At 43.2% G+C, this 19,333-nt stretch carries 18 protein-coding genes and 4 pseudogenes; 10 read left to right on the top strand and 12 right to left on the bottom strand.

Going from position 1 to position 19,333, the window contains the following annotated elements; all coding sequences use genetic code 11:
* Positions 1 to 7 precede the first annotated feature (7 nt).
* Together H6G17_RS27690 and H6G17_RS27685 are read right to left on the bottom strand one after the other, a co-directional pair.
* On the bottom strand, positions 8 to 430 hold the full coding sequence (locus tag H6G17_RS27690; protein WP_106167146.1) for a hypothetical protein: 423 nt from the start codon (positions 428 to 430) through the stop codon (positions 8 to 10).
* A gap of 85 nt (positions 431 to 515) precedes the next feature.
* Positions 516 to 908, bottom strand: coding sequence for a pentapeptide repeat-containing protein (locus H6G17_RS27685; RefSeq protein ID WP_192161778.1), 393 nt, complete (start codon positions 906 to 908; stop codon positions 516 to 518).
* Between the two features lie 226 nt (positions 909 to 1,134).
* Here H6G17_RS27685 and H6G17_RS27680 point away from each other — a divergent pair, with 226 nt between their 5' ends.
* The gene (locus H6G17_RS27680; protein WP_192161777.1) at positions 1,135 to 1,647 is read left to right on the top strand and encodes an N-acetyltransferase; all 513 of its coding nucleotides are present in this window, start codon (positions 1,135 to 1,137) and stop codon (positions 1,645 to 1,647) included.
* Positions 1,648 to 1,667: 20 nt separating this feature from the next.
* On the opposite strand, the gene mutL is transcribed toward H6G17_RS27680, so the two are convergent.
* Positions 1,668 to 3,608: a DNA mismatch repair endonuclease MutL gene (mutL, locus tag H6G17_RS27675; RefSeq protein ID WP_192161776.1), complete on the bottom strand. Its 1,941-nt coding sequence runs from the start codon at positions 3,606 to 3,608 to the stop codon at positions 1,668 to 1,670.
* A gap of 390 nt (positions 3,609 to 3,998) precedes the next feature.
* On the opposite strand from mutL, the gene H6G17_RS27670 reads away from it, so the two are divergent.
* The 4 genes from H6G17_RS27670 to H6G17_RS27655 all read left to right on the top strand — a co-directional run bounded on the left by H6G17_RS27670 (position 3,999) and on the right by H6G17_RS27655 (position 6,371).
* A complete protein-coding gene (locus tag H6G17_RS27670) occupies positions 3,999 to 4,463 on the top strand; it encodes a rhodanese-like domain-containing protein (protein WP_192161775.1) in 465 nt (154 codons plus the stop codon).
* 234 nt (positions 4,464 to 4,697) lie between these two features.
* Positions 4,698 to 5,009, top strand: a complete 312-nt coding sequence (locus H6G17_RS33670; RefSeq protein WP_041462378.1) for a carbon dioxide-concentrating mechanism protein CcmK — start codon at positions 4,698 to 4,700, stop codon at positions 5,007 to 5,009.
* Positions 5,010 to 5,211: 202 nt separating this feature from the next.
* Entirely contained in the window at positions 5,212 to 5,547 is a 336-nt protein-coding gene (locus H6G17_RS27660; RefSeq protein ID WP_192161774.1) for a BMC domain-containing protein, read from the top strand.
* Between the two features lie 92 nt (positions 5,548 to 5,639).
* Positions 5,640 to 6,371: a TIGR04283 family arsenosugar biosynthesis glycosyltransferase gene (locus H6G17_RS27655; protein ID WP_192161773.1), complete on the top strand. Its 732-nt coding sequence runs from the start codon at positions 5,640 to 5,642 to the stop codon at positions 6,369 to 6,371.
* Between the two features lie 101 nt (positions 6,372 to 6,472).
* On the opposite strand, the gene H6G17_RS27650 is transcribed toward H6G17_RS27655, so the two are convergent.
* Positions 6,473 to 7,882 carry a cytochrome P450 gene (locus H6G17_RS27650; protein ID WP_192161772.1) on the bottom strand — a complete coding sequence of 470 codons (1,410 nt, stop codon included), beginning with the start codon at positions 7,880 to 7,882 and terminating at the stop codon, positions 6,473 to 6,475.
* A 164-nt stretch (positions 7,883 to 8,046) separates the two neighbouring features.
* Between H6G17_RS27650 and H6G17_RS27645 the strand changes: the two genes are divergently transcribed.
* Positions 8,047 to 9,342 (top strand): sodium:proton antiporter, encoded by a 1,296-nt coding sequence (locus H6G17_RS27645; protein ID WP_192161771.1) that lies wholly within the window; start codon positions 8,047 to 8,049, stop codon positions 9,340 to 9,342.
* 41 nt (positions 9,343 to 9,383) lie between these two features.
* Here H6G17_RS27645 and H6G17_RS27640 read toward each other — a convergent pair whose 3' ends face one another.
* From H6G17_RS27640 to H6G17_RS27625, 4 genes are all read right to left on the bottom strand, one after another.
* The gene (locus tag H6G17_RS27640) at positions 9,384 to 9,755 is read right to left on the bottom strand and encodes a hypothetical protein (RefSeq protein ID WP_192161770.1); all 372 of its coding nucleotides are present in this window, start codon (positions 9,753 to 9,755) and stop codon (positions 9,384 to 9,386) included.
* A 129-nt stretch (positions 9,756 to 9,884) separates the two neighbouring features.
* Entirely contained in the window at positions 9,885 to 10,991 is a 1,107-nt protein-coding gene (locus H6G17_RS27635; protein WP_192161769.1) for a saccharopine dehydrogenase NADP-binding domain-containing protein, read from the bottom strand.
* 88 nt (positions 10,992 to 11,079) lie between these two features.
* Positions 11,080 to 12,057 (bottom strand): YihY/virulence factor BrkB family protein, encoded by a 978-nt coding sequence (locus H6G17_RS27630; RefSeq protein ID WP_192161768.1) that lies wholly within the window; start codon positions 12,055 to 12,057, stop codon positions 11,080 to 11,082.
* Positions 12,058 to 12,246: 189 nt separating this feature from the next.
* On the bottom strand, positions 12,247 to 13,080 hold the full coding sequence (locus tag H6G17_RS27625) for a hypothetical protein (RefSeq protein WP_192161767.1): 834 nt from the start codon (positions 13,078 to 13,080) through the stop codon (positions 12,247 to 12,249).
* 151 nt (positions 13,081 to 13,231) lie between these two features.
* On the opposite strand from H6G17_RS27625, the pseudogene H6G17_RS27620 reads away from it, so the two are divergent.
* The 4 genes and pseudogenes from H6G17_RS27620 to H6G17_RS27605 all read left to right on the top strand — a co-directional run bounded on the left by H6G17_RS27620 (position 13,232) and on the right by H6G17_RS27605 (position 15,641).
* A pseudogene (locus H6G17_RS27620) lies at positions 13,232 to 14,351 on the top strand (IS4 family transposase).
* Positions 14,352 to 14,356: 5 nt separating this feature from the next.
* Positions 14,357 to 14,530 (top strand): annotated as a pseudogene (locus H6G17_RS34895) (TOPRIM nucleotidyl transferase/hydrolase domain-containing protein); the annotation flags it as partial.
* A 129-nt stretch (positions 14,531 to 14,659) separates the two neighbouring features.
* Positions 14,660 to 15,203: pseudogene (locus H6G17_RS34890) on the top strand (IS1 family transposase); the annotation flags it as partial.
* Between the two features lie 120 nt (positions 15,204 to 15,323).
* Entirely contained in the window at positions 15,324 to 15,641 is a 318-nt protein-coding gene (locus tag H6G17_RS27605) for a transposase (protein ID WP_192161764.1), read from the top strand.
* 220 nt (positions 15,642 to 15,861) lie between these two features.
* Here H6G17_RS27605 and H6G17_RS27600 read toward each other — a convergent pair whose 3' ends face one another.
* The 4 genes and pseudogenes from H6G17_RS27600 to H6G17_RS34885 all read right to left on the bottom strand — a co-directional run.
* Complete coding sequence (locus H6G17_RS27600) at positions 15,862 to 16,803, bottom strand: DUF6262 family protein (RefSeq protein WP_192161763.1); 942 nt, start codon at positions 16,801 to 16,803, stop codon at positions 15,862 to 15,864.
* A gap of 2 nt (positions 16,804 to 16,805) precedes the next feature.
* Positions 16,806 to 17,735 (bottom strand): tyrosine-type recombinase/integrase, encoded by a 930-nt coding sequence (locus H6G17_RS27595; RefSeq protein WP_192161795.1) that lies wholly within the window; start codon positions 17,733 to 17,735, stop codon positions 16,806 to 16,808.
* A 184-nt stretch (positions 17,736 to 17,919) separates the two neighbouring features.
* Positions 17,920 to 18,465, bottom strand: coding sequence for a hypothetical protein (locus tag H6G17_RS32890; protein ID WP_199317047.1), 546 nt, complete (start codon positions 18,463 to 18,465; stop codon positions 17,920 to 17,922).
* A gap of 177 nt (positions 18,466 to 18,642) precedes the next feature.
* Positions 18,643 to 18,690 (bottom strand): annotated as a pseudogene (locus H6G17_RS34885) (hypothetical protein); the annotation flags it as partial.
* Positions 18,691 to 19,333 lie beyond the last annotated feature (643 nt).

Genomic DNA, 19,333 nt, shown 5'->3' with positions numbered 1-19,333 from the left:
TTAAAGCCTAAAAAGCTACTTCTTTTTGTGAGTATAGACGATCGCAATAGAGCATCCAACCCAATCCAAATAAACTAGAGAGAGAACCTGCGATCGCAGCTTTGACACCCCATCCCACAGGTCCTAGCCAATCGTTAATTTCGTTTAAAATCGCTGTACTAACTTTAGCAACGACATAGGCTGTCCCCACCGCACCAATAGTAACCATACCTAACTCAGCCAATATTTCTAATAGATTTTTCTGCGATAGATCTTCCTCAAAATAGATTTTCCAAATCAAGGTGTACATGCCAATATCAGCAGCAGTTAAGACAAACTGTTTTGGCATTTCTACGCCTGGAGAAGGGAGAGCCGATACAGCACCGCCACTAGCAGCATAACCCGCGATCGCTAAAACAGCTTCGATTCTCTTTTTACCTTGTAAATCCATGATTATCTCCTTGATGATTGGTAATTGGTCAGAGGTCGGATTGTGTCATCATCCCATCCTAAATTGCTTTTATTACTGATGAATATTAGTTGAGGCGATCCGATCGCATTCCTGCTTGTATGGGGTCAAATCCTGGGGGAAAGTGAGTGGTATCGGGGTCGTAATCTGCTTCGCGTAAGTCTGCTGTTTCGAGTTTGGCGTGACGTAAATCTGTACCAATTAGAATTGCTCCGCGCAAATTGGCTCCACTGAGATTAGTTTCGTTGAGGTTAGCATAGCTTAGGTCTACTCCTCTCAAGTTTGCGCCACTTAGATCGGCACTACTTAGTTCGGCATAACTTAAGTCTGCGCCCTTCAAATCGGTAGCTTTAAGATCGACTGCACCAAGTTCTATGCTTGTAAAGTCTCGTTTTCCAGCCGCATATTGGTTGAGGAGTTCGGCTACATCAGTCATGGAGTTGGGTATGGCTTCAGACATAAGCAAATCTAACAATTGTGTAGTTAAAGGTTTTATTTCTATTTTAAGGACACAATAGAACTATTTGTAGTTTGGGATTGGAAGAATTATGTCGCGCAAAGACGCAAAGGCGCAAAGGGTAATTAGTGTTTTTGCATTTTATTACAGGAATGAAAGGCGGAGAGATAATTAAGATCGCTGTGTTGGGAACAATTGGCTTATGTTATATTTTATTTAAATAGAACTTATGATTATTCGTTCTGAAAGTTCTACAGAATATGTCGATATTTTCGAGGTAAATTATCTGGCGTTTGGGCAAGAGAATGAGGCGAGATTAGTCAAAAGTATTCGCTATTTACCTAATTTTAATTCTGCTTTATCTTTGGTGGCAATTGAAAGCGATCGCCTCGTCGGGCATATTTTATTTAGCGAAATTGCGATCGCTAGTTCTCAAGGTGAGGTGACAGCATTGGCTTTGGCTCCATTAGCGGTTCTGCCTCAGTTTCAAAATCAAGGTGTCGGTTCTCAACTTGTGAGAGCAGGATTGAAACAGTGTCAGATTTTAGGATACAAAATTGTTATAGTTTTGGGTCATCCAAACTTCTACAGTCGCTTTGGTTTTGTGTCTGCGATCGATAAAGGGTTGCGATCGCCTTTTTCAGTTCCAGATGAAGCATTTATGGTACTGGAACTCGTACCTGGGGCATTAATTGGAGTTAGTGGGATGGTGAAGTATTCATCTTTGTTCGATTGCGTTTAAGATTGAAGCAAAACATTTGCTTAGATTCCGTGGCTTTTACCAATCATCCAATGACGACGGAAAAAACGCGATAAAGCCGATTCTTCTAACGATAAATAAATTGGGCGACCGTGGGGACAGGTACGGGGGTTGCGGGTACGCTGCCATTGATTGAGTAGCGTTTGCATTTCTTCTAAACTCAAAGTCGTACCGTTGCGGATGGCACAGCGACAAGCAGTCGCAACTTGAGCCGCTTGTAAGTCGCCACCTAAACTTAGTTCTACTAAGGCATCGGCACAATCGTCGCGCTGTACTAGCATTGCAGGAGCGCTACGGACTGCCCACAAGCGATCGCCAAACGGTTCGACTTCTAAATTTAAACGTTGCAATTGAGCTATTTGAGCCAGCGAAAGATGATTCAGAATCACTGGCGGTTCTAGGGGGACGAGTTGCCAGCGATCGCACAGTTGCTCGTACAATACTCGTTCATGGGCGATGTGCTGTTCCACCAACCACATACCACCAGGATGTTCTACCAAGATATACATATTGTGTACCTGGGCGATCGCTTTCAGAAAAGGGTGTAGGGTGTGGGGTGTAGGGTGTAGAGTCGATCCCTCCTCAACTTCTTTGTCTCCCTTGTCTTCCTTGTCTTCCTTGTCTCCCTTGTCTCCCTGTGCGATTGCCTGACTCGTACTATATACGCCTTTTTCTTCCGCAACTTTAATGAGTTGAGTAACTCGTGTATTATGAGCCGAGTCCGACACGCTGTTACTATTGAGCCGCAGGATTTGTTCTATAGCACCTGCCGTGTGTTCTTGCCAATGACTCAGGTGATGTAGGTAAATTTCGGTTTTCGCTGGCTGACGGTTCCAATCAATCTGCCACGGCGCAACTCTCAAGTGGAGAAAACAAACCGGATAGCGATCGCGGGGTAGCGTCCGTGTCATCGCCGCAAAGATCGTTTGTTCCAATTGTGCAAACTTCACCATTCTACCGTTCACTGCCACCCTCACCCAATCTGGACGATGACGATGACAGCGATCGGGTAAACCCAGAACCAATTGAAGGGATGAAGAAGTGGTGCGTGGTGAAGCGGGCGGTTGCGGAGGTGTCCTCCGCAATAAAGCCGCGTCATGGTGCGTGGTGCGTGGTGTAGAGTTTATGTTATTCTCTTCCTCAGCTCCCTCAGCTCCCTCAGCTCTCTTATTCCCCCTGCTCCCCTGCTCCCCTGCTCCCTGCTCCCTACTCCCTGCTCCCTGCTCCCTGTTCCCTGCCCCCTCAAAAGGAGTCGGCACTTCAACCTTAAGATATTGCAAATCGCTCAAACTGACTTGGCGTAGAATTTGTGGGATTAAGTGCTGGGTAGTAGCCCCTGGGGAGAGGGTAAACCATTCACGATCGTTTTGCCAGACTTGCCAGGTGACGTGAGGATGACACAGGGCAATTTGCTGAATTGTATTTTGGATCGCTCTTATTTGTTGACTGAGAGAAGGCATTCCCTGACGACGTTCTGCCCAAGTCGCGAATAAATTGGAAACAGTGACGACTGTACCAGGAGCGATCGCCACTGTTTCTGTTTCTATCGCTTCGCCGCGATCGCAGTATCTCACGCGCCATCCCTCACCAGTCTCAGCAGCACGGCTGAAAATTTCTAATTCAGCCAGTTGAGCCAAACTATGTAACGCCTCGCCACGAAATCCCAAACTCGTAACTTGCCACAAATCTTCACAGCTACGAATTTTGCTGGTGCTATGGGCAGTAGCACACGCTTGTAAATTCTCCAAATCCATGCCACAGCCATTATCGGCAATGCGAACGCGCCACTGTTGCGGATAGAGATAAATAACTACCCGCGTTGCTCCAGCATCTAGAGAGTTTTCTGCGAGTTCCCGCACGACAGCAGCCAGAGAATCGATGACTTCTCCAGCCGCGATTAGATGTACGACCTCAGTAGGTAAAGGTAGAATCCCAGATTTCATAAGATCTAGTCTATCGAAGGAGACAGTTATCAGGGAGCAGGGAGCAGGGAGTAGAGAGAGACAAGGGAGACAAGGGAGCAACTACCAATTACCAATTACCCATTACCCATTACCCATTTATAAATATTTTCTAGGATTATTTCTTAAGAATGACGAAGTGTGATTTTATGACCATAGATAGTGAATCAGGTTCAATTCGATTTGCATTGCTATAGCTATCATCTATGTCGTGGGTTTTACTTCTTCTACATGGAGATGGATCGCTGATGGATGTTTGAGTTTATTATTCTATCTTTAGGATGAATGTAGAAAAGTTCTTGCTAAAGAAAGATCGTTTTGGTTTGTTTTCCTTGGTACATTGCTGTTAGTTTTGTAAAGAGAGGAAGCCTAATGGATAAAGATAATCTTATGCAAGGGGTGATTCCACCTGAGCCTCCGATTAAAGCTCAGTCGGGCGTACACGAACTGAAATCGCGCTTGGAATGGGGAGAACCTGCTTTTACCATCCTTGACGTGCGCCCTCGAAACGCATATAACGACGGTCATATCATGGGAGCTATGCCCATGCTAATGGAAAGTTTAGCTGAACGGGCAAAATCTTCCTTAGCTCCGAGCCGCGATATCTACGTTTACGGTGAAACAGACGAGCAAACTGCTGAAGCTGCTCAAAGTCTCCGGTCGGCAGGATTTGAGCATGTATCGGAACTTAAAGGCGGTTTTCCTGCATGGAAGGCGATCGCAGGTCCTACAGAAGGGATTGTTGAGTCTCAAGCACCAAAAGATCAGGAAGTATATAATGTTGTAACTCAGCTACAACATCATACGGATACGCAGAAAAACCTTAGAGATAACTAGGTTGTTAGAAGGCAACTTTAGAAATTCAATCTTCAAGGTCGAAGCTAATTGCATTAGAGCGTAAAAAGAGCGTCAAAGATTAATTTGACTTTGCCAAAAAAGTTACTCCCATCTCGGAGTTTTTTCGAGGTGGGATATTTGTCATCTAGCTTTGGGCGATCGCCAATCGTCAATTTTGCGATCGCGGCACTTACAATAAAATGCATTGATGCAATTGATCTAGGAGTCGCGATCGTGCCAGCAGCAGTAGGAGTCATTGAAACTTTGGGTTTTCCAGCAATACTCGCCGCAGCAGATGCAATGGTGAAAGCAGGCGAAGTCACCCTCGTTTACTATGGGATTGCCGAAAAGGGAGAGTTTTTAGTCGCGGTTCGCGGTAAAGTCGCAGAGGTCAATAGATCTGTAGAAGCGGGAATTGCCGCAGCTGAAGAAGTGTTTGGCGCTCAAGTCATCGCTCACTACATCATTCCCAATCCGACAGAAAACATAGAAACGGTATTACCAATTCAATACACTCAAAAAGTAGAGCAGTTCCGCACGTTTTAAGGCGACTGGCGATGAAAGAGAGGGCGCGACGCGATCGCCTGTCAGAGCTTATTGTCAAAATTAGGAATAAATATCTATTGACAAAGAAGAGATGACACAAAATGCTTTCGCTCTGTCAAAATATAGGATGAGCATTTATAGAATGTATTTCTTAAGCTCTATACTTAAAATTCTTGACACGATCTATTTGGGGAGATAGCCAGTGCCACAGGCAGTTGGATCGATTGAAACGAAGGGTTTTCCTGCTGTGTTAGCCGCAGCAGATGCAATGGTTAAAGCCGGAAGAGTCACTTTAGTTGGTTATATTCGAGTTGGTAGCGCTCGTTTTAATGTCAACGTGCGCGGTGATGTCCAAGAAGTCAAAACCGCCGTTGCCGCAGGAATTGAGGCAATAGAAAATGTATACGGAGGTACGCTTGAATCCTGGGTGATCATTCCGCGCCCACACGAAAACGTAGAAGTCGTACTACCAATCGGCTTTACAGATGAAGTCCTCCCCTTCCGCGATTCGGTGGAACGACCGATAATTCAAAGATAGGGAGCGCACGAGTAGGGAGCAGGGAGCAACTACCAACTACCAATTACCAATTACCACTAATAACTGATAACTGTCCCCTACTCCCTCTTCTTGTGACTCGGATTTCAATTATTATTCCAACGTTGAATGAAGCAAGCTGTATTGGACGTACTCTGCGACAGCTAACCATACTCGATCCTCCAGCATGGGAGGTGCTAGTTGTCGATGGTGGTAGCGAAGATGGTACGGTTGCGATCGCTCAAGCTGCGGGAGTGCAAGTTTTATTCTGTACTGAGCGAGGGCGTGCAATTCAAATGAACCAAGGGGCAAAAGCTGCCAGCGGAGAAGTTCTTTGTTTCATCCATGCCGATACTTGGGTTCCAGACGATCTAGTTGAAATAATCGAGCGAACTTTGGCAAATCCTAGAGTTGCAGGTGGGGGTTTTGTTTCCCTCATGGCAGGTTCCTCCAAAACTCGTTGGTGGATGTCTCTGCACAATTTTCTCAAAACTTATTACGCGCCGTTACTATTTCGTCCCCACTTATTTTTTCAGGGTTTGAGGTTACTATTTGGCGATCAGGCGATTTTCTGTCGTCGAACTGATTTTTGGCAATGCGGTGGCTTCGATCGCACTCTGGCAATTATGGAAGAAGCCGATTTCTGCTTGAAATTAGTGCGGCAAGGGCGCATCCGGCAAGTCAATCGCATCGTCCAAAGTAGCGATCGCCGTGTTGCCCGTTGGGGATTTTGGCAAGCAACAGCAATATATCTATATGTCGGTTTTTTGTGGGGATTTGGTATTTCTCCCACATATTTAAAGCGACTGTATCGGGATATTCGGTAAGTGGTCATTTGTCATTTGTCATTTGTTCTTAGTAGACGCTACACTTTGTGAAGACAGCTGACAGTTGACTGCTTCACTAATAGTTAGTAGTTAATGAATTCTTACCTGTATACTGCTCTCTTCTCTCCCTCAGCTTCCTCAGCTTCCTCAACTCCCTCAGCTCTCTTCCTCCGTCCAGTCATAACCATTTCAACTTTGGTAGGGGCTGAGACTAAACCTCGCCTTACGGGATGTACGGGGCGGTTGTTGGCTAGCGAGAGTTCTAAGTTAGATAGGATGGTAGCCAAGACGAGTTTCATCTCAAACATGGCAAAAGCTGCACCAATACAGCGCCGCACGCCGCCGCCGAAGGGTAAGTACTCGTAAGGAGAAAATTGCCGTTCTAGGAAGCGTTCTGGTTTAAATTGCTTTGGTTCGGGGTACAGGTCTTGGCGTTGATGGGCGAGATAGATGCTACCTACTAATACCGTACCTGATTCTAACTGTTGTCCTAAAAGAGTAACGGGCGATCGCACGACTCTTGGAAAAGTAAGCATTCCAATCGGATAAATCCGTAGAGTTTCAGAACAGACAGCGTTCAGATAGGGCAGTCGCACGATCGCGTTTTGGTCTGGTGTATCCCCTAGAATGTCAAGTTCTGCCAGCAACGTTTGCCGGACTTCGGGCAGCTTGTGAATCCAATATAATGCCCATGTCAAAGCTGTAGCCGTGGTTTCGTGACCTGCAACTAGCAAAGTTATCAACTCATCGCGTAGTTCCTCATCTTTCATCGGTTCTCCGGCTTCATCCCGCGCCGCCATCAGTAAGCTGAGGATATCGGTACGCCCGGGATCGGGATTGGCGCGACGTGCTTCTATTTCAGTTTGGAGGATTTGGTTGAGTTGCTGTTTTTGACGCAAAAAGTTCCCCCACGGACTCCACTCACCTAAATCTCGTTGTAAAAAGGGAAAGAATAAGAGGCTGGCTTTGAGGGGCGAGTTCGTTAACTCCAGCATGTCGTAGAGGAGTTTTTCGATCTGTCCATAGGATTCTCCTTCTCTCAAGCCGAAAACAGCCTGCAAAATGACATTGAAGGAAATGGCTTGCATGGAATCCCGCACAGAGAAAGGCTGATTCGGGTTCCATTGGCTGGTGACTTGTTTGGCGATCTCGGTAATGATTTCACCGTATGCCTTCATCCGATCGCCATGAAAGGGTGGAACCATCAGTTGGCGATGGCGGCGGTGGCGATCGCCACTTTGCATCATGACTCCACAATTTCCTAATAATGGAGTCAGAATTTCGTTCATTTCTCCAGGTGCATCGAACTGCTTGTAAGTATCGTTGGTCAATATCTCCTGTAACAGTTGGGGACTGCTGACATAGACCAGGGGAGAAGAATTTAAACCTACCTTGAGAGTAAACCAGTCACCATAACGTTGAGCGCAAGACTCCATTAAAGCAAAGGGATTAGCAATCCACTGTAACAGTTGAACGAGCGGTGGAGTTTTTGGACCTTGGGGTAGAAACATAATTTATGGCTCTAACTCTCTTTCTAAATCTTTTTTATTGTTACACCAGCCTTAAGTAGTCAAAATACAGATACTGCATTACTGAGAATAATCTACCCCAAGCAGATGTAGAGTCAACCGCGATCGCCTTAAACTTTCCTAGCGTTTTCTCGTTGGCGATCGCTATGGTGGATATTTATATTCTCGATCTACTTGTCATTGGGTTGCTGCTGCTAGCAGTCACCCTTGGTTCGGGTTGGATTTCCCGTTTACCTTTTTCCTTTGCCCTCATTTACTTAGTTGTAGGGATTATTCTCGGTCCCTACGGCTTCAAATTAATTCAAGTGCAGCCAAATGCTGAGTTTTTGCAACGGCTGACCGAATTTGTTGTAATTGTCTCGGTGTTCAGTTGTGGCTTAAAAATGAACCGTCCCTTACAATTGCGAGCATGGCAAATTACAGCCAGATTGATTGGGTTTCTCATGCCCATTTCAATTGTAGCGCTGGCAGCAGTAGGACATTGGTTGTTGGGCATGAATTGGGGTGCAGCCGTGTTACTGGGTGCAATTCTCGCCCCTACCGATCCCGTATTAGCTTCAGAAGTGCAGCTAGCAGACATTGACGATGAGGATGAATTACGTTTTGGTCTGACTTCCGAAGGAGGTTTGAATGACGCACTGGCATTTCCCTTTGTCTATTTTGGCTTGCATTTATTCAAAGACCCCAATTTAGATAATTGGTTTAAACAATGGGTAGCCGTGGATTTAATTTGGGCGATCGCCTCTGGAATTGTGGTAGGAATTGCCGTAGCCAAAGCTATTACTTGGATCGATCGCAAGCTACAAAAACGTCGTCCTGCTGATGTTTTAATGGAGGATTTTGTTGCTTTAGGAACGATTTTGATTACCTATTCCTTGACAGAAATTGTTAACGGTTATGGATTTATTGCTGTATTTGTGGCGGGGTTAGTCGTCCAGCGAAATTACGCAGACAATCCAGAAAAACGCGAGTCCGAATTAGAATTTGTCGAACGAATTGAAAAGTTAATGGAAGTCGGTACAATTCTGTTACTAGGATCGCTGTTGAGAATGCAACCCTTGTGGCAATATCTCGGAAATTCACTGATTGTGGCAGGATTATTACTCTTTGTCATCCGTCCCGTAGGAGCGTGGATTAGCACGATAGCAACAAATCCTCCGGTAGAATGCGATCGCCGTCGCTTGCATCCTGCCAGTCGTTGGTTAGTTGGTTGGTTTGGTATTCGCGGTGTTGGTTCTTTGTACTATCTCTTCTACGCTTTTGGTGAAGGTTTAAAAGATAGTGCGGCAGAACAAATTGCCTGGATTACTTTCACAACAATCGTTATTTCTGTAGTTTTACATGGAATTAGTGCCACACCTTTAATGAGTTGGTACGAGCGTAGAATCAAAGGAAAAAGTAGACGAGCAAAACACGCAACTCTACCCGAACAAAGCGAGTAAATACTGCGTAGAGACGTACCATGTACGTCTCTACATCCGTGCTATTTTGCTATTTTTTCCAGTAATTCTTTTGCCTTATCTTTGAGACTAGTTTTACCTTCTTGGGCTTGAGCATCGATATTTTTGATATTAGCCTTTAAGTTGGAATCGAAATTTTGATTAGAGTTAGTTCTTGCTTGTTTTGCCTCTTCCATTCTTCCCGTGGCTTCGCTATACTCATATGCCCGCTCGATCTTCTCTTCTGGAGTGGGTTTATATTCTGGAGGGATGAGTTGTGTCTCTTCTAAAGTCGCTGCATAAACTGGTGAATAGTTCGCGATCGCAGTGCCAAAAAAGCCAAGTAAACTCACGAAAAATAACAGTAAAAGCTTTTGCAAAAGCCCTTGTTTTAGATTGGATAAAATCCCACGCATGACAGTCTCTCAAAAAGTTTGACGATGAGAGCAGCTTACATTTTCTGCTATATCTATTCCTTCTATCAAAGGAAGCATAATATTAACGTTTTCCATTAAATGTAGGTAGGGGCGCACAGCTGTGCGCCCCTACAAATATATTTGCTGCTGAATGTGAATATTACGACTTGCCATAGTTTGTTCAAATAAATTTGTAGACAAGGCTTGTTCTACAGTCGAAACGCCGGGGTGCTTGAGCTTGCCTGATAATAAAAGTTGGGCAATACTACCAGTACCGCAGCCAGCAGCGATCGCGGTGTTATCGTGAATCAACGTCGAACAATAACTCGCCTGCTGTCCGTCTTTTAACCCCGTGACTTCGGAACGAATTGCAACTCCAATCCCGCTAAAACGATTTGTTACATCGGTCATATAGTGGCTGACATGGGCTAAAAATTCGATTGCACTGCGCCGTTGCATCCAAGATTTGGGGAAGACATGGGCAGCAATCCAAGTGAGATGATTGTAAAAATCGGGAACGGAACCAAACTTGGTAATTACGGTTTTGACGGGGAAGGCTTCCGGTAAGGTAAAAGCTTCTGGCATATCAAACCAGTAAACGCCAGATTTACCGTAAGGTGCTGGAAAATCTACGACTTCGCGATCGCTATATGGTTTAATTTCCATCCACTGACCATCAATCCAAGCGGTGAAAGGCTTCTGTAACCCCAAAAATGTCGTTCGCATGACTGTCACGCCAGCACCTCCAGAACCCGCTACTAAGTAACTTAAGTGGATGCGTTCCGGCTGGTCTAATTTTTCCACTCCCTGGCGTACCATACTGTTTGAGATTCCAGGGAAAACACCTGTATTGACGATTGCTGTCACTCCAGCAGCTGAAGCCGCTGGAGATAAATCTAAAGCTTTGCGGGTAAAAGACCGATGATCGCTAACATCGAGATAATCTACACCCGTTTCGATACAAGTTTTCAGAACGCTAGCGTCGCGGAAGTGAAAGGGTCCGGCACAATGAATGACGAGATTGGAAGAGGCGATCGCTTCTTTTAATTTAGCTTTATCTGCTAAATCTAATGCTAGCGGTCGAACGTGAGAACCCAGTTGCTTGCTAACTGTGGTTACTGTATCGGGGTTACGGCTAGTGATGGTAATTTCTGCTGATGTATGACTGGCAATGTCTTGGGCTACACTGCTGCCGATTCTTCCCCTGCCACCAAGAATTAAAACTCGATCTGTCATCAATCCAGAATTGTTGCACCTTCTCTATTTGAACAGATTTTATGCCCGCTCTGCCTCGGTAGTAGGGATGAGTTTGGTTTTACCTCTGTCATCGTCTGCCAAACCAGTTTTTTATCTTTGTCAAAAAACCAGAACGGCGGCGAGGGCGGATACGCGGTGAATTTTGAGGATCTACAGATGGTAGTCGGTTAGCAGCAACAGAAACAGCATTTTTTGTCGGCACAATTTCAGAACCATATTTACGGGCATAAACTTGAGTAAATTCCGCCCCTAAAAAGAAAACTTGGGCAGAATAGTAGATCCAAACTAAGAGAACGGCAAGGGAACTAGCTGCACCAAAGGTCGAACTAACGGCTGCACTACCGAGGTATATACTCAATAACGTTCTGCCAATTGTGAATAAAAAAGCCGTTGTTGCCGCACCAACTAAAACATCTTTCCAGGCAATTTTGACATCAGGTAGGATGACGTAAATCATCGCAAATAGTAATGTCATCAAGCTAAAAGAAACGACAAAGTTGAGAACAGATAATCCAGTGGCTAAACCTGGTATCCAACTATTCATAAAGCTGCTAAATGCTGCTAGTGCCGTACTCAAAAATAGGGATAATAACAATAAAACGCCAATCCCTAAAACCATGCTAAATGAGATCAGACGGCGGCGAATTAATACCCAGATTCCTTGTCCTGATTTTGGTGCAACTTCCCAAATTGTATTGAGTGCGTCTTGCATTTCGCCAAATAAACCTGTTGCACCTAACAGAAGTGTAGCAAGACCGATCGAAGTGCCAACAATACCCGTTTTGGTTTGATTGACGTTAGCAAGTGCAGTTTGTACGACTGTTGCCCCCGCTTCTCCTACTAAATCTTGAATTTGGGTGACAATTTCTCCTCTAGCAGCTTCTTCACCGAATACTGCACCTGCCACAGCGATCGCGATCATCAGTAGTGGTGCGAGCGAAAATATCGTGTAATATGCTAAGGCTGCTGCTAGCCGCGATGCTTTATCCTGATTCCACTCCTGAAATGTCTCTTTTAATAATTCTCCAACAGATCGCAAGTGCATTGTTTGTTTCTTGTTGGTAGTTGTTCAGTTACATTGGTTGCAGTCAAAAAGCAAAATGGTATGAATTTATTGTAATACCAATTCTTTGTGACTACATCGCAGAAGATCCCCTATGAACCCCCTTATTAAAGGGGGTTAGGGGATCGGATCTGTGTAACAACAAATACAATTGAATTGTAAAGAAATTTATTATACAGTAACCGAAGTTTGAGATTCAGTATTGTCAGCTTGGAGAGGAAAAACCAAAAATTTTTCGCGATCGCTCAAGCATTTTTGGGCAACCATCTCCGGCAAATTGGGTAGAATTAGTGCTGTCTTTCTGAGAAAGGTACTCGTCCACTTTCTAATCCAATAGTGCTGCATTTGATTGACAATTTCTGTATCGTTGCCAGTCAAAATGAATTCAGCATTCTCATCCATCTGAAAGTATGCCAAACACTCAATTTGTTTGGGGCGCGTAGAATCCCAATATTTTATTGTCGATTTTCTTCCCATGTAAGTACTTGTAAATTTACTTAAATGGTTGAGAGCATTCAATAATTCTAAAACAGTAATTTTTTCCTTTTGTTTGAGCGACACGCTCTGAATTTCATTACATGCTTGAGAAACTGTCTGTGAAATTGGTTGGGCGATCGCACGAACGAGAGGAAATTCTTTAGCTAATTTCTGAAATATAGCAATTGTTTGTTCGACATCTTTTTTGAGTACAGTTTTTAGTTGTAGGTTAGCGATCGTTTTAATTGCTGCTAGTCCCATACTCGTCAAAACTAATAAGGTGACTTGCGAACTTACTTTATATGTATAAACGTAATTTGTATGAATCGGAAATTCAAAAATATCAAATGCATCGGGATTTTTGATGATATTACGAACAAAGTTATGATTGAGAAATTCTTTGACTTGCCATTGCACGCTTTGCTCTTTCAGACATAGGTATGATTTTGGTTGCTCTTGAATGAGAATAATTCCTAATCCAATCACTCCCGGCAAGTTGAGAAAGTTTTTAATGGTCGTCTCAATCATAGAATTATAATCCTTATCCTCTTAGCTAAAAATATCTTGTGTTCCTGAGGGGGCGACAAGCGACCCAAAACCGAGACAGTGTCATGTTTTGACCGAATTATGGAAAAAAAAATAGGTCGGTCATTCTCAACAAAACCTATCTCTTGATAAAATGTTACCTTCATTGTACCAAACACACCTAGAAAATCAACGCTCATCCAACTGAGTTGTTGTTTTTTCATCTTCTGATTAATGTCGTGCAAGTTTTAAAAGAAGTCAGTTTAGAAAAGATAGCTACTGCATTGCCTTTACCAATTTTGTTTGAAAGTAGGCGAAAAAAAGTTCAAAAATATTTATCATTACCACTCTTCAATTTTGAAACTCTTTGGTTTCCGATACTTGAAAATTGGTTAGCTCTAAACTTTCTCGAAAACCAACCACTCTATTTAGTAATCGATCGAACGAGTTGGGCAAAAATCAACTTAATCATGATTAGTGTAGTTTATAACAAAAGAGCTATTCCTATATATTTTGAGCTTTTACCGAAAATAGGTAGCAGTAATGAGGTAGAACAAAAAAGACTATTTTTTCAAGTATTCTCCTTATTTAAGCAATATAAAATTATTGTTTTAGGCGACCGAGAGTTTTGCTCAATCAAATTGGCTAACTAGCTGAGGGAGCAGAAAGTAGAATTCTGTTTGCGATTGAAAAAATCTGAATTCGTGGAAGTAGAAAAAGGAATTTGGCGTGAGTTAGATGAACTAGAATTGAAGCCTGAATTTTCCTTGTTCCTAGCGGGTGTCAAGGTAACGAAAACTCATAAAGCTCGCTTGTTTTAATCTCGCTTGTAAGTGGCAGCGAACATTACATGGTTGGACTGCCGAAGTAGGTTGGTTTATCTTAACAACTCTTTCTGATTTTCTTCTGCTATCAATGCTTATAAATAACGCTTTAGTATTGAGGAGATGTGCGTAAGATTTCAAGAGTGGTGATTATCATTTAGAAGCTACTAATGTATCGGGCGAGCGGCTGATATCCTTGATATTAATTATCGCATTTGCCTATAGTATGGCAATATTTAAAGGACAAAAATATGTTGGTAGAGTTAAAGAAAGAAGGCGGCTTCCAAGAAGACATAGCAGCTTTTATATCGGCTTATATGGTCAAGCCTGAATTGGTTTTATCGATGATTGTTGGGAATTATTTCGAGAGTTAATGAGATTAATCGCAACAAACTCGAGTATTATTTCCGAGGCATAAGAGCTATGGAGCTTATCCTAAAAGCATCCTAGCTTTTATGTCGCCCCCTCAGGTTACAGATAGACTCTTCTTTGAAGAGCTGATTAATTTTTACCAGTTCTTGTTTTCAGAAACCTCTGAAGTTATAGAAGTTTTAGAGGTTTATGGAAAGACTAACTTAGAGAAGTATAGGAAGTTCTTAGAAACTATTTCCGTTCCAAACTTTATAGTTGCTGATTTTGATTATCTTCAGAACGTGGGTAATGAAGATATTAAGAATCTTTCGGTTAATTGGTTCACCACTACCCAACTGCTAAGCAGAATTGCTGGTGGAAAAGGTGACATGCTCTCATCAAAAAGAGTTAAGGAACAAATCGTTGACATAGCACTTAATGGCAGTGGAATTCGAGATACTGCAAGAGTTTTCCATGTGAGTACTAGTACTGTCATCAAAGAATTAAAAAAAAGAAACCTCAATTACAACAAGTAAAATTAGCAGTTATAGAATAACTGAACCCGGAAGAAGTTAAAGTAGAAATTTGTCTGGCTGAGCCATTAGAGTCGCTACAAGGGGTAGAAGCTGAGGAGCGATGAGATGTGGAGTTATGTCGGGAAAAAAGATAACCCTCGGTGGCTGTGGCACGAAGCGCGACCACGCAACTGGAAAAGTTTTAGCCTATGTATTCGGCACTCGTAAAGATGAAATCTTTCTGCAACTAAAAGCACTACTATCCCCTTTTGGTATTAGACGTTTTTACACGGATCGTTGGGGGGCATATGAACGCCATCTGGAAGCAAAAAAACATGAAATAGGCAAACAAAATACACAAAAAATAGAAAACAAACATTTGAATCTGCGAACACGGATTAAACGTTTAGCAAAGGAATTCAATTTGCTTTTCTAAAACGGTTCTCATGCACGATATTGTAATTAGGCTATTCATTAATCGATATGAGTTTGGCTTGCCAGTTTAATACTATATCAACACTTTTGAAACACCTCCAAAACATGATAGGAGTAGTTCATGAGTAACAAACGTAAGCAGTATAGTCCACAATTTAAAGCTAAAGTCGCATTGGAAGCTGTTCGAGGCGAGAAGACCGTCTCGCAATTGGCAAACCAGTATGAGTTACACCCCACTATGATTAACAACTGTCCAATGCAGTTGTTAGATGAAGCTAGCAGCCTGTTTGAAAAGGGGAGTGAGACAAAATCTGGCAATGAGAGCCAACAAGCTCAGATTGATGAATTGTATCGTCAGATTGGACAATTGAAGGTAGAACGAGATTTTTTAGCCAACTCTTCAGCGCATTTGGGGTTGAAGAACGAAAAGCCTTGGTAGTGTCTGACCATCCACATCTGAGCATTGTTATTACAGTTGTAGATAAGCTAAACTAGAATGTACCCAAATCCAGTTAAAGTAGCTGATGACCAAACGCAAGGTAATTTTTGTCTGCTCCCACACTTTGGCGAATTTGCGAGAGTTGCGGGAGGAATCCTTTATTTTTAGCTCAATTGCTAAAAATCAGACTTAGCAATAGTTTTATTGTTGTTTATGGTTTCTACAAAATAGGTAAATCTGACTTTCCACGTAGGATATCAAGTGGATACTCAGCCAACATTTGTTCAAAGGATAATCGTGTGCCGTCAGGTGTGAAGACATAAAGCTTATCGCCATCATCCTTCATACTTGCTACAATCAATCCTTGTTTTTTCGCTAGATTGAACCATTCATTGAAGTTTTCCCATTCACCTTTTTTAACATACTTCTCGTTAGGCTTCCAACCATTTTTTATTACCGCATTAAGCCAACCTCCTGGTCTTTCAATATTGCCACTAGCCATCGCCTCTTTTAAAGCTTGAATAGCGCTTAGAACAAGTTCAACAGAAGGTGATTTGATTGTCTTACTCAGAGTTGTGTTTAGTTTAATGCCAAGAGAGGCAAGTTCTAGCTTAATCTTGTCACTAACGTCCGACCTTTCTATTCTCTTCTGAGCTAAGGAATTTATTTTGTTATTAACAAGCGGTTCAGAAACAGGTGAAACTTCTCTTTGTCTGCGGTAGTCATCCAGTTGTTCCCTAAGTTTTAAGTTTTCAGAATTAAGGAATTCTATCTGTTGTTTAAGTTCAGGAACCTGCATGGCAATTCCTTGAGTAACCTCAATGTGGTCGTGCAATCTCTTAATCTCCAATTCCTGCTTTTTAATCCGCTCCTTGAAAGTTGTAATGATAGCTGCCTTGGAATCAACGGAAGCGCCCGCTTTTTGTACAAGTCCCTTGATGGGAGATTGCTGCTTTCTTAACTGGTCAATGCGCTGTTTAATTGCATCATATTTATAAAGGTAGGCAACGGATACTCCGGCGGCAACAGCTACCGTATGAAAGTTAATTTTCTTGCCCTGTTTAACCATTTGAGAAATAGCTTTGTCTGTTCGTTCTAGAGCCTCGTTTTTCTTCTGCTCTGCGGCACTTCGTAAACCGTCAGGATTACCTACTCTAGGCATTATTAGGACTCCAAAGATGAAATGATGTTTTCAAGATTAGTCTTAATTTTGTCGTTCATTTCTACTTGCCTCTGCCAATTATTAGCCTTAGCCTTCTCAATAATCTTTTCCGTTTGCTCCAACTGTTCCTTATGCTGGTCTATAAACTCAAGCGTTGTGCGGAAGTCTCCACAAGTTAAACAGGCATTAGCGTGTGGGCAATCACCTTTAATGATTGGACGGGCGCAAGACCCATTAAGCAGCGCCTGGGCTTGAACGTTACGTTTAAACCATTGCAGGTCAGATGTTTTAAGTTCGGGATTTTCAGCACTCAAAACTTGAGCTGAAATATTCACGGTTCTGCCTTGATACTTGGTAATCTCCTTTTTCAAGGTTGAGTCAAATAGATGGGCATAGGTAGCGGTCATGCTGGGTGACTCATGCCCCAAATAGCGTTGAATAATATGCTGTGGCACACCATTATTAATCATGCGAGTTCCGACGCTATGGCGGAACTGGTGGGCTGTAAGATCCCAAAGTTTGCCTGACGTATCACATATATTGTTTGTGGTGATTAACCTTTTGAGGTAATCGGTAAACGCACTTGGATTCATTGGTTTATTCAATGGCATAAAGCGCTTTGTCCCCATCCTTCTACCACAAAACAAATATTCAAAACTTGAACCTAAGTTGTTCCTGATGTATTTTTGCTGCTCTTGAATGACTCCTGTAAGCTCTCTGGAAATACTAATAATGTGGTCTTTTTTCATCTTGAATTGATGATAATTAAGCCACCAGTCGCCTGCCGAATCTTGCCTCAAACAGTCAAATCTTAGTCTGCACAATTCCCCTATACGCATCCCAGCGTCTTGAATAACCAGTACCATTCGCATTACTGGTTCAGGTAAAGTCTCAATATGCTGATTTATTTGTTCTAAAATTTCTTGTGGAATGTATCTAGTGCATCTTCAGGAGACCTTTTTTGCAAGTGGGTCGAGTAAAGGGCATTCATAATAATCACAGACTCTGGTCTGCAACTCTAGTGCTGTGAATTTGCGCTGTGGTTCAACAATCGCTCGTTTGGCATGAATCCACTGGGGTTCAATTGCATTCAACCAGGGACTTTTAACCGGAAGTTTACAGACAATCAACCGAACTCCGCTTCCAGTGTGCTTGACTTGACGGTTGTGATGGCTGGCGAATCCATTGCTGCACTTGTTGTGATAAGTGCCAAGTCGCGCGATCCCAGATCAATGGCATCACCCGTTTCCCCATTTCACTGACTTGCTGACACACCCACTCCAAAAAGCTACAGGTGATTTCACTCACGGGGCGTTGCGCGACAAAGCGCACCAGCATCTGGGATTCGGCTCTCAAGTACAGGTCATAACAAGCAATTGCCTTCGGGTCAACCTCGGTTTTGTCAGTTGTCTTCTCAATCAACTGCAAAGGCTGTCCGTCCTCGCTCCAACTGTGCATCATCGGGTCACGCAACCGACTCCACCAGACTTCATCGAGAAATCCCACCATCCAGTCTGAGTTCTGCTCGCTCAACTCAATCAGTCGGTTGCGTTGTCGCTTTTTTAGCTCATATTGCTCATCGGGAGAAACAATCCAAGCTTGGGCTCGGCTCCAGGTGATCCCCATTGCTTTCAGGGCTGACTCAATCGTGGTGCGGCTCACCTGCTTCTCGGCGATCCCCTTGCTGGCACATCTCGGCGAGCAAGTCTAATGCCGGGGATTGGTATGGAGCAAAGAGCGCAACTGGGTACGCCTGTCCTCATCAAAAATGGGTTTGACGGTTTTAGGGCGGCTCGATTCGGCTTGCAAACACGCTAATCCCTGCTGCTGGAAAGCACGAATAGTATTGCGAACCGTTTGTACACTGCAACCAACATCAGTTGCAATTTCCTTGGATTTGGTTCGCCTGGCACTGGCTAGCAGAATTTGACAACGTCGGCGGGTAAAGGCATATGCACGAGCGCAGTCCTTGTTTAAGGGCAGCTTGCTCAGTTTTGCTCAAGGAACGCACATAAAGTGGGGGAAGCATCAGGGCAAGCGAGAAGGTAAAGGGTGCTCATCCTAGCGTAACTAATGCCCTTCATCATTGCATAAGAGGTTTGGTGAAGTCACACTAGCTAGAAACTAACCTCAACAGTGCCAGAAGGCAATACTTCTTGGCGAGGAGCAGTAGCGAGGTTGCCGAGAATAGAAACTTGGTTAATCATAAGTTATGGCTCCAATTCAGTTTCAATGGTTTCGCCGCGTCAGCGGTTAAGAATTGTGAGAAAGTGCAGAATAATTTCAACACTTTTCTCAATGTTTTCGCCTCGTCAGAGGCTTGTAGAGAGGATAAGTTCAAAAGATTTTTTCAACATCTCTTTTGGTAAAAAAATGAGGGTTCTTTAGTAGATATCCCTCTTCTGTCACTTTCCGAGTAGAATGAATATAAGGAATCAAAAGATAAAACTCTACAAGGTAAGGAGAGCAATGAATGTAGAATTACAAATCTTGAAGCATTTGGCTTTCTTATGCCCAGCCAACAGTAGCA

It is taken from the genome of Chroococcidiopsis sp. [FACHB-1243], assembly GCF_014696895.1.
Taxonomy (GTDB): Bacteria; Cyanobacteriota; Cyanobacteriia; order Cyanobacteriales; family Chroococcidiopsidaceae; genus Chroococcidiopsis.
This window is presented reverse-complemented; position numbering and strand designations above follow the sequence as displayed.

Coding starts and splice junctions, on each gene's coding strand:
- H6G17_RS27640 (WP_192161770.1), bottom strand. CDS start 9,755: ATGCGTGGGATTTTATCCAATCTAAAACAAGGGCTTTTGCAAAAGCTT.
- H6G17_RS27670 (WP_192161775.1), top strand. CDS start 3,999: ATGGATAAAGATAATCTTATGCAAGGGGTGATTCCACCTGAGCCTCCG.
- H6G17_RS27635 (WP_192161769.1), bottom strand. CDS start 10,991: ATGACAGATCGAGTTTTAATTCTTGGTGGCAGGGGAAGAATCGGCAGC.
- H6G17_RS27680 (WP_192161777.1), top strand. CDS start 1,135: ATGATTATTCGTTCTGAAAGTTCTACAGAATATGTCGATATTTTCGAG.
- H6G17_RS27630 (WP_192161768.1), bottom strand. CDS start 12,057: ATGCACTTGCGATCTGTTGGAGAATTATTAAAAGAGACATTTCAGGAG.
- H6G17_RS27650 (WP_192161772.1), bottom strand. CDS start 7,882: ATGTTTCTACCCCAAGGTCCAAAAACTCCACCGCTCGTTCAACTGTTA.
- H6G17_RS27685 (WP_192161778.1), bottom strand. CDS start 908: ATGTCTGAAGCCATACCCAACTCCATGACTGATGTAGCCGAACTCCTC.
- H6G17_RS27605 (WP_192161764.1), top strand. CDS start 15,324: ATGAGTAACAAACGTAAGCAGTATAGTCCACAATTTAAAGCTAAAGTC.
- H6G17_RS27645 (WP_192161771.1), top strand. CDS start 8,047: ATGGTGGATATTTATATTCTCGATCTACTTGTCATTGGGTTGCTGCTG.
- H6G17_RS27625 (WP_192161767.1), bottom strand. CDS start 13,080: ATGATTGAGACGACCATTAAAAACTTTCTCAACTTGCCGGGAGTGATT.
- mutL (WP_192161776.1), bottom strand. CDS start 3,608: ATGAAATCTGGGATTCTACCTTTACCTACTGAGGTCGTACATCTAATC.
- H6G17_RS27600 (WP_192161763.1), bottom strand. CDS start 16,803: ATGCCTAGAGTAGGTAATCCTGACGGTTTACGAAGTGCCGCAGAGCAG.
- H6G17_RS27690 (WP_106167146.1), bottom strand. CDS start 430: ATGGATTTACAAGGTAAAAAGAGAATCGAAGCTGTTTTAGCGATCGCG.